The sequence below is a fragment of the Rubritalea tangerina genome, from assembly GCF_042683245.1.
In the GTDB taxonomy this organism is placed as follows: Bacteria; Verrucomicrobiota; Verrucomicrobiia; order Verrucomicrobiales; family Akkermansiaceae; genus Rubritalea; species Rubritalea tangerina.
The window spans coordinates 17,340-31,643 of record NZ_JBHUJB010000033.1 but is presented as its reverse complement, the minus strand read 5'-3'; the positions used below and the strand labels follow the sequence as shown (position 1 = coordinate 31,643).

The window sequence follows — 14,304 nt, the reverse complement described above, 5'->3', positions numbered from 1 at the left end:
ACACACCTTCAGTACTATCTACCACACCTTAAGTCCACTGATCCTTCTACATTATGAAACCCTTCTATTCTCCGCTCGTATTCTCACTTGCCCTTAGCACACTATCAGCAGAAATCACCCCAGGAGATAAAGCCCTCAAGTACCATAAAGCCCTCCAGTCCCGCCCCCTCAATGAACAACTCTTCGACCGCTTCTATGGCGCCTGGATGGAGGAACAAGAACTCGACGCCCTCGGCGCCTACCTCACAGAAAAAACTCAAAAATCCTGGCAAGACTGGACTCTCCTCGCACGCTACCAAATGCGCCGTAGCCTCGACCAAGAAGCCATCACCTCCCTCGGCCACGCCATAGCCAATTCCCCCAACCCCTCCCCGCTCCACCAACTCAGAGCCGAACTCCACTTCCGTAACCTCAATTTCGCTGAGGCCATTAACGACCTCAAAGAAATCAAACTCGACGACGCCGAATCCTCCATCGAAACCACCCGCCTCCTCGGTACCTGCTACCTCAGAGTCGGTAAAGTAGACGAGGCTCTCGCCCTCTGGTCTGAAGCTATCAAATCCAGCGACGTCGGTATCGACTTCGTGGATGCCGCCGCCACAGAAGGTGCCTACGAAAAAGCCATCGAACTCTGCCAAACCCTCATCTCAAAAACCAAGGACCCCTACGAAAAAGTCCGTTTCCAAATCCGCCTCGCCGAACTCCAAGGCCAAGCCAACCAAATCCCCGCCGCACTCGAATCCCTTAAAACCACCCTCAATGACACAGGCAATGCCTCATGGTTAGAATCGGAAATTCTTCGTAAAGCCGACAGCATCTTCGACCGACAAGGTGACCTCACTGGCCAAATCACTTTCTATAGAGAACTCCATTCCTCCCAAAAACACCGCACAAATATCAAACAGCGCTACGCGTTCCTACTCGCCTCTAACGATGAGTGGGATAAAGCTGAATCGCTCTTCGCCGAGCTGCTCCAGTCAGCCCCAGATGCCCTCCAGCTGCGAAAAGACTTTATCGTCCTACTCACCAATTCTGAAAAGTTTGACCGAGCTCTCAAAGAACTCGACCTCCTCATCCAACAACAAGGTGAGTCTGAACCTCTCCTCCTCCAGCGAATCGGCCTCCTCCACCAACTCGATCGCAAAGACGAAATCAAACCACTCATCCAAAAAATTGAAAAACTCGTCGGCTCCGCTGAGTCCGACCAAATCAGAGTCTCACAAATCTACCTGCAAAATGGCCTCAAAGCCGAAGCTGAAACCCTCCTACTCAACCTCTCCCAACAAGACTCCGCTCTGCTCTCACGCGAAGCCCTCGCTAGCTTCTACATCCAAAATGAGCAAAAACAAAAAGCCATCGATATCCTCACCAAAGCCACCCGTGGCGCAGATATCGAAAGCCTCATCCGTATCACCACTAACATCGCTACCGCAGGCGCCCCTGAAAAAGCCTATTCCATTTGCCTTAATAGAAAAAATGACTTCGCCAGCGACCCACGCTACCTCCATACCCTCTGCCAACTAGCTATCAGCTCTAACAATGATGAGCAAGCCCTCCCATTCGGTGAAGACCTCATCCACCTAGCACAACGCCCACAAGAACTCGATGACGCCATCAAAATGGCCTTCAAGCTCATCCAACGCACCGAAAGCAACCAACGCTATATCGAGAAGTTAGAAAGCGCCTCAGAACTCAGCACCCAAGACAAATGCTTGCTCGCCCAACTCTACGCATCAGACAATCAAATCGATAAAGCACGCTCCACCCTCACCCAATCACCTGACCCACTCAGCACCTACTTCTGGGCCGGTCTCCTCGTGAAACATAAATTGGAAGATGAAGCCTGCGCCGTGCTGCTAAAACTCATCGACTCCCCCTCAGGCCGCAATACCGTCTTCCTCAGAAAACTCTGCCAACTCCAAAAAAGTATCGGTGACACAGACGCCGCACTCGACACCATCGCCAAATGGAAAGAAATCGCCCCCAACGATAAAGTCGTCTGGATCTGGGAGTCCGACCTCCTCCAAAACAATGGCGAAACAGGTAAAGCAATCGCCAACCTCCGCAGAGCCATCGCACGCTTCGAAAAAGCCGATGACCTCCACTCCCTCCTCTCAAAATCATACCTCCACGCAGGTATGTACCAAGATGCTCACGAAGTCCTCTGGGATTCCTTCGAAAAAGCAAAAACCGTCGAGTCCAAAATGCATTGGTCCCGAGAACTCGTTAAACTCAACTACGACCTCGCTCGACTCAATGAACTCAAAAACGAGTTCCTCAAACGACGCTCAGGTAATAAAAAAGCCATCTCCCCAGTTCTCGCACTCATCCAAGTCGCTATCAAAGAACAAGACCTCGACGCCGAACGCGAATACACAAAAGAAGCCCTCGCCCTCCAGCCTAACAATGAGAAGCTTCTCCTCAACATCGGCGATATCGAAGAACGCCTCGGCAATAGCGATACCGCCGAAACCTACTACCGACAAGCTTCTGAAATTACCGGAGCTAAAAATGCCCAAAACCAACTCCTCAAGTTTTACTTCCGCTCCGGCCAAGAAGATAAAGCCTTCGCCCTCGTTAAAGCACAAAACCAAAGCTCCGACCCGCGTAAAGCAGAACAACTCGCAGTCGAAATGTTCCGTATCGGCTACCTCGATGCCGCTCTCATCAGCCTCAAAACCCTCGTAGCGAAACACCCTAACGATTGGCGTGCAAAATACCTCTACGCCACCCTCCTCGAAGAAAACGGCCAACTCGATGAAGCCTCCGAACTCTTCATCAACCTCAGCTCCGCCAGCGGGGAACTTCCAGACATCGAAGCCGACAGCTACCCCGTCCGCTCCCCCTGGAGCTCTAGCTACTACCCCGAAGTCCTCACCCTCAGCGACACCATTTACCAATTCCGCAATAACCTCGAAAACTCAAGACACAGCGGCTGGAACGCAAATAATCCTTTCATCAAACTCCCAAGCTCCCCAGATGAAGCACAAAAATATTCCCACACCCACCTCTTCACCATCATGTCATCCATCGGCGCTAGCCCATTGCATGACTCGATCCATAACCACCTCATTAAAGAAAAAGTCCCCGAAGTCGATGTCCTCGCCGAACTCTTCTACCTCAACAAACTCCACGCAAACTCACGCTGGGGCGGCCACAGCATCGACTATAAAAAACTCATTAAAAAATTCCCCGATAGCCCACTACTCATCCTTGCGGATATGCAATCCTTCCAGTCACTCGAGCTCGAGGACGGCATCCGCCTTCTCAAGACTTCCAAGGATAACCCCGATATCGAGTACTACGCCGCATCCCTCCTCTTAACCAAAGAATCCAGCGACGAACAATTTGATCAAGCCCTCAGCCGCGCTAACGCACTCCTATCCCAAAATCACAAGTGCCCCCCTAGCGTCTTTTCAAAACTTTGCTCCCAGTACTCACAACCTGATGAGCACCTCACCGATGAACGCAAAAAGGCCCTCCTAACACTCATCACCCAATGCTACGATAACAACCTCCTTAAAGAACATAACTCACCCTATCAGTCGTCCCACCAACGCTCACTCGCAGCTCTCATCTTTGCTTCACTCGGAGATGAAAAAAGGTTGTTAGAATTCTTTAACCACCCCGACTTCACCGATACACTCAAAGGTAAGAAAAAAAGCTCAGCCTTCGCCTACTACACTTCCAGAAATGACTACAGCTTCCTTCTCTACCAAGACGCCAGCTACTTGAACCAAGCGTCCAAAATTAACCTCGGTATCTTTACTAAAGAGCTCTTCTTAAACGACGACCTCTACCCAAATCTCGATAAAGACACAATCAAATCTACCCTCGAGAAATCCCTCCCACGCGTCGAATCTAAAACCATCGCCGCGGAACTATACACCGCCCTCAACGATTCCAAAAAGGCTCAAGATAAACTCCGTGAGGCCATCGCATCTAACACGTATGAGTCGCCCATCGCTGTAAACACGCTCGCCTACCAACTCGAACAAGACGAACAATACCTCGAATCACTCGAACTCTACATCAAATCTAGAAAATCGGCTGATACCAAATTCGCCAAAGCCGCCACCGACGCCAGAATCATCCAAGTAGCACAAAAATGCGATAAGGCTGACCTCGCCGGCAAAACTAAAATTCTCACCACAGCACTCACCACCTTCCATAATAGCCCCGGCAATAGCTACGTCGCACAACGTACCCAACTAGCTGCTGCCCAACTTGACATCAAGCTGCCGCGTAAGAAACTAAACCAAAAGACCCAAGAAAAACGCGAAACCATTCTTCGCAACATCACCGGTATCTCATACGATAAACTCCACCAACGCTTCACCCCCCTCACCAAATCTGGAAAACAAGATCAAGCCGCACGCCTTGCTGCTCGGCTCTTTATCCACAAAATCCACTCCCATTATCCAGCCAATGGCATGGATGACCTTATCAATGGTATCCAGTCAAATAAACTCGATGACCTCTTCCTCAATCACCTCAAAACCTACACCACATCCAGCTCTATCTGGAATGACACCTACTGTGTCGCACTCCATCTGTTAGGACGTGAAAGCGAAGTCCCTAACACCATCGAGTCGCTCAAAGACCCACGCGCTAACAAAGAATGGAAAGCTCTAAGAACTGCCCTCTCTCTCCATAAAGACAAACCTGAAGAAGCACTCAAGGTCCTCACCACTTCCATTCCAAATAAAGACGTCAGCGTCAGCATCCCCACTCAGACCAAAGTCTCTCCTGACCAATGGTATCTCTGGGCCTCACTCGTCGCTGACTACGCAGAACATCTAGAAAAAACACCCGAAACCGAGCGTGAGCTCATGTGGCTAGTACCCATCCTCAGTGACCTCGCCGAGTCAAAACACTTTAACAATAACAACTACATCCAGTCGGTCTTTGAACAAGATAATGACCGTAAGGAAAAAAATAAAAAACGAGTCGCTGCCGTCACATCCATCTCCAGAGCCCTTCTCAAAAACCAACAAGGCGCCGAAGCCGGTTACATGATCCTCAACCTCCTCGAAAGCGCTGGAAAAATCAGCCCAAACTCAGAATTCGAGTGGATGCACACCGCCCTCAAAGCCGATATCTTCTCCTCTGCAAAAAGCACAGAAGAGGTCTCACCATTTTCATTACACAATATCCGCCACAATTATGCCCGCGGCAAAGCGTCTAACCTCCAAGAAGAACTCTGCAAAAAACTCAAGTCTCACGGAGCCAATGCCGTCCTCCCGCCTTCCCTCATCAAAGAACTCAAAAAATCTGCACCCGATACCGAACAGGCCCTCAGTGACCTCATAAAGCTCTCCAAACTCAGAGGGGAAAAATTCCAAAACCAAAAAGACACACTCAGCAAATCCTGGAAACAATCAAAAACTACCGCACTTTACGAACTCGCTAACAACCTCAATAACCTCGCACCATACACCAAAGAACGCGTCGATAAAGAGTTCGCAGAAATCCTCCCTAAACTCAAAAAAGTGGGCAACTCCGGCTACCGAGATCGCCAAGAACAAATCAAAGCAGCCACCGATATCTTATCAAATAGCTTCCACGATATCTCCAAAGACTTCGCCGCTCTCAAATACAAAGAGATGCTAGAGACCATCCTCGGTGACCGCTCCGAGTGGCCAAAACGTAGTGGTAAACAAAATAGCTCCAACTCCGTCGAGTACACCTGCCGAACCATCTCACAAGCTCTCGCTGAAAATCCTGAGCTCCTCAGCATGATGCTGAAAGCCTCTTGGATCCACGAACTCCCCATCAATAACCATTCCTATGATGCGCGCCGCATGCTCACCGAACGTACCTACAAGGACACTGAGTCATGTATCGCATTCCTCGAAAGACTCGGCCTCGTCGCCGATGCCAAAGACTACTTCCCTCTAACCACTCGCGCCTCAGGCTGGCAAAGCTTCTACACCGTAGAATCTATCGAGGCCCCTCTCAAAGACCTCGACCACTACATCCATAAAAATAAAAAGCACTGGAACGCAGTCATCGAAGCTCTCAAAGAAAATAAAGAAAAGCGCTTCGGCTCACTGCTCACCGCAGCCAGCCTCACCTCCAGCGACAGAGACAAAACTGCCCTCGTCAACCAAGCATTCGAAGAATGCGCAGACGAACTCACCAATCTCCCAGACGCCCAGCTCAGTGCCATCTACACGAACTTCGAAGATGTCATGCCTAATACCGATAGCTGGAAACACCCAAAACTCATCGCTATCGGTAAAAAATTAGCTGCCCAAAATGCCAAAGAGGCACTCACCGCCATGGAAACCATGGCCCAAGAAATAAAAGATGGCAAAACCTTCAGCTCATCAAATCGTAACCTCTACCAAACCGAAAGACGAGCTGCTGACTTCGCTAGAAAAAGCCTCACTGCCTACCCAGAAAAAACTCTCGACTTCGTAAAAGCATACATCCATGGCCACGCTGAATCACTCAAAAATGGCGGCCAATACTCCCGCTATTCCTCATCCAGTGGCGCCCTCTATGCATCCAAGGACCAACTCCTCGAAACCATCATCTACCGTTGGAAAGAAAACAAACAACCCTCTAACAAGATTTTTGAGTTCATCAGCCATATCCATGCCGATGAAAGCATCAGTGAACATGTCCTCTGGACGCCTTCCGCATACAGCTCACTCGAAGACTGTATCGAGATCGAACGCCGCAAACTCCAAAACGCAACCACTGATACAAAGCAAAAGAAAGATTGGGTCTACCTCGACAAGATGGCTCAAGACTTCTCTCAAATGAGCCCCGAGGCTCAATCCATCGCCACCGTCGCCCTGCTCCATGAATTCTATAATAACGGATCATGGAACATCAAAGCCGATCACCCACTCGTCACCGAATGGACAACTAAAGCTGCAGATACCCCCATCTACCAAACACTCCAACTCATCGCGGAATCTAAATGTAAAGGAGCTAAAAAAGACCCATCCACAAAGAACACGCTCCTCCTAGCACACCTCAACGATGCACATGCCCCCACCGATTTCCGCATAATGCTCGCTGCGAAAGCCCTCACATATGACAGCAAGCTTATTCTTAACGAGGACTTCAATCAGGCAGTCATAAAACTCCAACAAAATCACCTCAATGGAAAACGCAGTGCGCGTACCGACATCCAAGAAAGGCTCCTAGAGGCATACACCCGTGCCCATAAAAAGCAGAATAACGCAGCCGCCTGTAAAGCTGTCCTCGATACATGGTTAGAAAAAGTCAAACGACCACTCAGAGGAGAACAAAAACAAGTCTATAATGACCTCTCCACTGCAGCACTGAACATCTCTGTAGCTGGCTCACACCACAACGCCATCAACTGGCTCATCAGTAACTCAGCAGATGGCCTAAGAGGCGACATCCCCGCTATCCTCGCTCTGCTCAAGGAAAATCAGTTCGATGTGGCCAAGCGCCTACTCCCACTCCCCGGCAAATTCTACCGACACTGGAATGGTGGTTCCAACCACCAATACGATGCCCAACTCGAAGCTATCCTTCCTAAGTTCAAAACCGCCCTCGACGACGAGCGAGCTTTCTTCCGCTTCGAATGTGAGCTCCTCTACCTCGAACCAAAACTCGATAAACAAAAAGCAAGCGAAGGCCAAATCACGCGCACAGCTCGCCTGTCCAAACAATTAACCCAACTCAACTCCCTCACAAAAGAAACTCGAGTTGAGGCCCTCGCGTCGCTCTGCCAAGCACACACCGGTATCTCGCTCAATGCCGAGCCTATCAAAAATGAAATCGGCAGAAAAACCTACGCCTTCCTCCTCAACGAACACGCCAAACGCTCCGGTGATCGCTATAAAAAGTGGCTCGTCGATCTCTACCATTTCCATGCCATCCATGAAATGAAGCAAGGGAACCTCAAGCCACTCGAATCTATCGTCGAACTCTATGAGAAAGATCAGGGCGATCACAGCAATCTCCATTATTACGCAAATAATGCCCAAGATGAACTCTCCCACTCCATGTGCTTCGCTCTGGTAGAGTCCGTTCGTAAACAATCACCACACCAGTTAGAAACCCTCCTCCCACTTCTCAAACGACTAGTGCTAGTCACCTTCGAGAAAGATAATACTGATAACCGTAGCCGAACTAGCCCACTCGCATACGCTAAACTCGTCTCCCATAAACTCAATAAACGTCCAGAACTCGACACCTGGGGTAAAAAACTTAGCCCCGAAGGACAAAAAGCATACAAAAAAGTCCTCGAGCTCGCCAACCTTCCCGTCTACATCTCCTGGCCAGTCGAAAATGAAGATTATTGGCTCGAAGACGATAACAAAGCCTACCGAATGGACCTCTTCACCTGGCTCTATGCCAACCCAGAGTCAGCCGAAAGCATGCAGTACAAGTTGCTTTGGGCTGCTAACAACATGGCCGGCCGTGGCCTCACTGAAGCTGAGGTCTTTGAACTCACTAGTGCTGAGTCCACCCACCCCAATGCGAAAAAGTCCATGCTCGTCCACCGCGCTTGGCATTTCTATGAAAAGAAAGACTACGATAAAGCATTAGCCGATTACCATGCCGCTATGGAGTTAATGCAAGATGGCGACAAACGCTGGGATTCGCTCTTTGATGACGCTTCAGTCTACGCTGCTGAAATCTACTTGCTCCAAGAAAATAAAGATAAAGCCATCGAAATTGCCAAAAAACTCAGACTCAAAGGCATCGATCCTAAGGCCAAAAACCGCCGAAACACACTCCTCAAAAAACTCGATTTGCTAGAACAACCAAAATCCTAACTCCCCCCTCTAAAGAATTCTAACTCAGTTGATACTATGAAATTCACTCCCTTCCTAGACCGCGTAGCCAAGCGGCTGAACCTCAGTACCACGCTTAGGTCGCTGATTCTTGCCGCCCTTGGCTTCTCATTGCTGGGCACCCTCTTAGCTTTGATCTACCTCCTGCGTGGCTACTCTGTCCCATGGTTCATCTTTGCAATCTCTGGCACCTTGAGCTTCCTCGTCGCCCTCATTCTTGCCCTCCGCTCATGGGCAAACCACCGCCACGCAGCACACTTTGCAGACAAACACTTTGACCTCAAAAACGGTATTGTCACCTCCCTCCACCTATCCGAGTCCCAAGACTCCCAGCTCAGCTCGATGCAGGAACAATGGACCACTACGCAACTCGCTAGCTGTGACCCTCAAACCATCCCACTGCGTTACTCGAAAAAGCTCGCCGTCCTCGCTCTCCTGCTCACCACCGCCACTGCTTCCATGGCGCTCATCCCCACTTCCCAAGGTGTGCTCGATCGCCAAGCAGATGAAGCTACCACGCTAGACCGATCCGCTGAAGCCATCGACGCCCTCAAAAAAATCGTCGACGACATGGAAAAAGACCTCAGCGACGATGAAGCCAAAGAACTCGACCTCGATACACTCAAAAAACATGTCGACCAACTCGAGGCCACCGGTAACCGCAAAGAAGCCGCAAGACAATTCGCCAGACTCGAACAAAAAGCCCGCGAAATGTCCAAAGAACTCGAACAAAAACGCGACGAAGAAACACTCAAAAAAGCGATCAAAAATCTTAAAAAATCTAGCTCAAAAGAAGCCAAACAAATCGCTAAAGACCTCGAAGATAAAAAACTCAACGACGCAGCCAAAAAACTCAAACAACTCGCCGTCAAAAAACCCACTGGCAAAAAAGCAACAAAAGAACAAATCGCGGCACTCAAAAAACAAATCGAAAAACTGCGATCAGTTTCTAAACAACTCTCCGCAGCTTCCAAATCCTCATCAGGCAATAGCGCAGGCGCTGGTGCCGCTGGTAGCCTCGGGCTCGGCGCAGACATGCAAGCACTCGATGCCCAAGCAAAAGAACTCGCTAACCAACTCAAACAAGTCGAGCTCGAGTTCCAACGCAACCCCAATGCCAACTTCGACGCCTTCAACGCCAAACTCCCCCAATGCAATAATGCACTCAACCAAGTTGCCAATAAATGGATCCGCATGCAGGCCAGACAAAGCGCCAAAAAACGCCTCGACGGCCTCTGAAAGAACCTCTCAATGTGTCAGAAGTTTTCTGACCAACAATCCAATAAACTCGCCCTCAAACCCTGCAACGGCCTCGCTCCAGGTTCCGCCACATCTGAGTCCCGTAAAAAACCAGGCGATGAACTAGAAAATAACGGAGCACTCGAACAACTCTCCGGACAAAAAGGTGGTGGCCCGTCACTCTCAAAAATTGAAGAGGCCGAGTCAGGCTCCGGTGTCTCCGGTAACTACACCACCAAAAAAGCCCAAGACTTCTCACGCCAAATGGAATCCTTCGTCGAACGTGACGATGTCCCTGAAGAACTTAAATCCGGTGTCCGCGAATACTTCAAACGTATCCACGATGCCGACCAATCAACTAACCAATAATCACCTACCCAAAACCTATTATGGAAAACGACGTCACCCACTTCAAAGAAACATTCACCAAAGTTAAAGACGAAGTCTCACGCTTCATCGTCGGACAAAACGAAATCATCGAAGATGTCATGATCAGTATCTGCTGCGGTGGACACGTGTTGTTAGAAGGCGTGCCCGGAGTCGGTAAAACCTCTCTCGTAAACGCCCTATCAAAAGCACTCTCGGTCGACTTTAAACGTATCCAGTTCACTCCCGACCTCCTACCTAGTGATGTTGTCGGCACCCAAGTCCTCGTCGATAAAGGTGACCGCCGTGAGCTCGAGTTCCAACCTGGACCCATCTTCTGTAACCTCTTGCTCGCTGACGAAATCAACCGTGCCACCCCAAAAACTCAGTCTGCATTGTTAGAAACCATGCAGGAAAAAACTGCCACTGTGGCTAATATCACGCACAAACTGCCACTCCCATTCTTCGTAATGGCTACCCAAAACCCAATCGAAAATGATGGCACCTACCCACTTCCTGAAGCCCAGCTCGACCGCTTCTTCTTTAAATTAGAAGTCGCACTCCCAACTCACGACGAATTCTTCGAAATCCTCAATCGTACCGGTGGAAAATCAGTCCCCGAAGTAGAAGCCGTCGCTTCCGGTGAAGATGTCATCCGCATGGGTAACACACTGCGCGAAGTACCCGTCGCTCCAGAAGTACAGTCCTTCCTCGTCAGACTCGTACGCGCCACCCATCCAGAAGACGAAAACTCACCCAAGAGCGTCAAACAATTCGTCCGCAACGGCGCCTCGCCTCGTGCCGGACAAGCCATGCTCTCTGCCGCTCGCGCTAAGGCTCTTCTCGATGGTCGCTTCCATGTCGCTGAAGAAGATGTCAAATCTGTCGCCCGTCAAGCACTGCGCCACCGCATGATCCTCTCTTTCGAGGGGGAAGCCGAAGGTATCAAAACAGACCAACTCATCGACGAAATCGTTGAGCAAGTCAGCTCTAAACAGCCAAGCCTCGTCTAATACCATTGAGTGAGACGGAATGGATGAATGGTCGGAATGAGCTTACTGAACATCAATGCGGAATGAAGGAGTCCCACACGCGCGGGACAACTGAATGACAACGATGATATTACAATAGCTTATCCAATATACTCTAAAATCGCGTAGCGCAAACTTCACAAGACTGAACCACACTCCATTCGTCTATTCCGAATCGAGAGATGGTATAACTTCACCCAACATATGGCTGACTCCAAACATCCATCGCTAACTGATCCCAAGTTTATCAGCCAGCTAGACGCCCTCTACCTGCTCGCACAGCGTATTCTCAAAGGCAACCTCCAAGCTGACCGCCGAACCGAACGCAAAGGCTCAGGAATCGACTTCGCTGACTACTCCGAGTACCAACTCGGTGACGACTACCGTGCCATCGACTGGAAAGTCTATGCGCGTATCGAACAGTTGTTAGTGAAACTCTTCGAGGTCGAAGAAGATACTACAGTCTACGTGATGTTAGATTGCAGCCCCTCCATGCACTCGAAACTAGATGCAGCCAAAAGGCTCGCAGCCAGCCTAGGTTACATCGCCCTCAATAGCCTAGACCGACTCGTCACATACAGCCTATCAGATAAGCTCGAACATATCCTCCAACCTTCACGCGGCAGAGGAAAAACACTGCCATTCCTCCGTGCACTTGAAAACACCAAGAGCACAGGCAACGACACACGCTTTAAACAATGCTGTAAAGCACTCCAGGCGCGCCACCGAAAGCGCGGTATCGTCATCGTCATCTCTGACTTCCTCTTCCCTCACGGCTTTGATGACGGCCTCCGTATCCTCCAAGGCGCCGGACACGACATCTACTGCCTCCAAATCCACGACCCTGCTGACCTCGAATGCCAATGGCTCGGTGACGCCAACCTCGTATGCAGCGAAACAGGTACCACCCAAAAAGTCACTATCACCGAAGCCGAGGCCGCAGCGTATAAAAAAGCCATGGCAGATTGGAACGATTCCCTCAAATCCTATTGCCGAAAAAAGGCCATTGGCCTCACCTCAATCACCACCGAAGACGACTTCGATGTCGTCATCCAAGGCCTACTACGTAAAGGAGGACTCGTCGCATGAACCTCTTAAACCCAGCTTACCTCTGGAGCCTCCTCGCCATCCTCCCACTCGTGGCCGTCTACTTCATGAAGACGAAACCACGCAAGCGAGTCACCAATGCCCTCTTCCTTTGGCAAAAAGTCCTCGAGGAAAAATCTTCGCACTTCTGGTTCAAAAAAATGCGCAACCTTTGGTCACTCCTCCTCATGGCCATCGCCTTCACGCTCGCAGCATTCTCTCTAACGAACCCCCAACTCGGTGATAAAAAAGAATCCCAAGACCTCCTCATCATTCTCGATAGCTCCGTCTCCATGCGCGGAACCAATGAAGGATCAAACCGCTTTGATGCCGCCCGAGATACCATCACCAGCTGGCTCAAATCAGTCGAGGGTGGATCGCGAGTCGCGCTCGCGACTGCCGACTCCCAACTCCACTACCACTGCAACCTCACTAATAACCCCAACGCACTCCTCGAAGCACTCCACACCCTCGAAGCCAGCAGCCTCCCCTTCGACCCACGTGCTTTACATGAATTGTCGTTGTTAGAACACTCTGAAGCCTCCCCCGCTCACTGCCGCGTCCTCTTCGTCACCGATAACGCAGCTCACGCTGAGCAGCTCCCGTCTCAAGTCGAGCTCATCACGCTTACCCAGTCCACCCCTCCCAATGTTGGTATCACTGCAGCCGATATTGCACCACTCAATGACCAGCGTGCCAAACTCTTCTTCACCCTCCAGTCCACCCACCCAGAAGACACCGACGTTGAATTAGAACTTAGCCATAAAGCATCGGGTAGAATCGCGAAACTCATTACCGTCACCATCCCTGCAAACAATTCCCTCAGCGAAGTCGTCGAAATCGATGATGCCGAACCGGGACTCTGGCAACTCGATGTCAGTCACCAAGACAGCTTCCTCGAGGATAACCAAGCAATCCTCGGACTCAACCACTCAAAAGCAATCGGGATCTCTCTCGACTCCCAAAATAACTACTTCTATGCACGCTGCATCCAAGCATTCAGCGACGCGGAAAACCTCCTCGAGGTGCTCGATAACGGCTCCGCTCAAGTCCACGTCGGACAAGGCTCACTACACCAACAGGCACCATCCAGCCTCGTTTTCGCACCCAGCGCTGACTCCCCACACTGGGATATCACTGGTGAAATGCTCGAACACGTCGTCGTCGATGAGCTCGTCAAAGACCACCCACTCACCAAACACCTCAACCTCGACAACATGCACTTCGCAGGTGCCGTCAAAATGGATGCTCCGGACAACGCCGTGGTGATTCTCAGAGAACTCAATGGCACCCCATTGCTCTACGAACACCAACACGAGGATAAGAAAGTCGTCGTGGCAAACTTCCAGCCCTCCCTCGATAATTTCTACCTCTCACCCTGGTTCCCCATCATGGTCCATAATGCCGCTCGCTACCTCGCCGGCCGCGAACAAGAACTCCCCTCCGTTGTCAAAAATGGTGCCAGCGTCACTGTCCCCACTAACTCTAGCCACATCCAACAAACATTCCACGGAAGCCACAGCACCGACGTCGTGAGCAACAATGTCCCAGCCACCCACGCTCTCAATAAACTCGGAGGCTATTCCTATACTACCAGCAACCAAGATTGGCACACTGGCTCAGCTGTCCTCTCCGCCTCAGAGTCAGGCATTCAACCCCAAGCCTCCACCACCCCAGAACAATCCCAACCCTCCAGCGGGTGGCCCATCGCCTGGTGGCTCGTCCTTGCCGCCGCCCTTTTCGCCATCACTGAAGAAGCTTTATACCACCGCCGTAAAGTCGGTTAGACACAA

Annotated in this window: 6 protein-coding genes; all 6 read left to right on the top strand. The window is 50.5% G+C overall.

Features of this window, described 5'->3' with window-relative positions:
* The first annotated feature begins 53 nt into the window (after positions 1–53).
* Positions 54–8,771 carry a tetratricopeptide repeat protein gene (locus ACFSW8_RS07605; RefSeq protein WP_377088185.1) on the top strand — a complete coding sequence of 2,906 codons (8,718 nt, stop codon included), beginning with the start codon at positions 54–56 and terminating at the stop codon, positions 8,769–8,771.
* 36 nt (positions 8,772–8,807) lie between these two features.
* Positions 8,808–10,028 carry a UbiA prenyltransferase family protein gene (locus tag ACFSW8_RS07600; protein WP_377088183.1) on the top strand — a complete coding sequence of 407 codons (1,221 nt, stop codon included), beginning with the start codon at positions 8,808–8,810 and terminating at the stop codon, positions 10,026–10,028.
* A 12-nt stretch (positions 10,029–10,040) separates the two neighbouring features.
* Positions 10,041–10,397, top strand: coding sequence for a hypothetical protein (locus tag ACFSW8_RS07595; protein WP_377088181.1), 357 nt, complete (start codon positions 10,041–10,043; stop codon positions 10,395–10,397).
* 20 nt (positions 10,398–10,417) lie between these two features.
* Positions 10,418–11,407 carry an AAA family ATPase gene (locus tag ACFSW8_RS07590; protein WP_377088179.1) on the top strand — a complete coding sequence of 330 codons (990 nt, stop codon included), beginning with the start codon at positions 10,418–10,420 and terminating at the stop codon, positions 11,405–11,407.
* A 222-nt stretch (positions 11,408–11,629) separates the two neighbouring features.
* Entirely contained in the window at positions 11,630–12,514 is an 885-nt protein-coding gene (locus ACFSW8_RS07585) for a DUF58 domain-containing protein (protein WP_377088178.1), read from the top strand.
* Positions 12,511–14,298, top strand: coding sequence for a VWA domain-containing protein (locus ACFSW8_RS07580; RefSeq protein WP_377088177.1), 1,788 nt, complete (start codon positions 12,511–12,513; stop codon positions 14,296–14,298). The genes ACFSW8_RS07585 and ACFSW8_RS07580 overlap by 4 nt, the downstream gene beginning before the upstream one ends.
* Positions 14,299–14,304 lie beyond the last annotated feature (6 nt).

Excerpts from the sequence above, each read along its gene's own strand:
- ACFSW8_RS07605 (WP_377088185.1), top strand. The coding sequence starts at position 54 with ATGAAACCCTTCTATTCTCCGCTCGTATTCTCACTTGCCCTTAGCACA.
- ACFSW8_RS07600 (WP_377088183.1), top strand. The coding sequence starts at position 8,808 with ATGAAATTCACTCCCTTCCTAGACCGCGTAGCCAAGCGGCTGAACCTC.
- ACFSW8_RS07595 (WP_377088181.1), top strand. The coding sequence starts at position 10,041 with ATGTGTCAGAAGTTTTCTGACCAACAATCCAATAAACTCGCCCTCAAA.
- ACFSW8_RS07590 (WP_377088179.1), top strand. The coding sequence starts at position 10,418 with ATGGAAAACGACGTCACCCACTTCAAAGAAACATTCACCAAAGTTAAA.
- ACFSW8_RS07585 (WP_377088178.1), top strand. The coding sequence starts at position 11,630 with ATGGCTGACTCCAAACATCCATCGCTAACTGATCCCAAGTTTATCAGC.
- ACFSW8_RS07580 (WP_377088177.1), top strand. The coding sequence starts at position 12,511 with ATGAACCTCTTAAACCCAGCTTACCTCTGGAGCCTCCTCGCCATCCTC.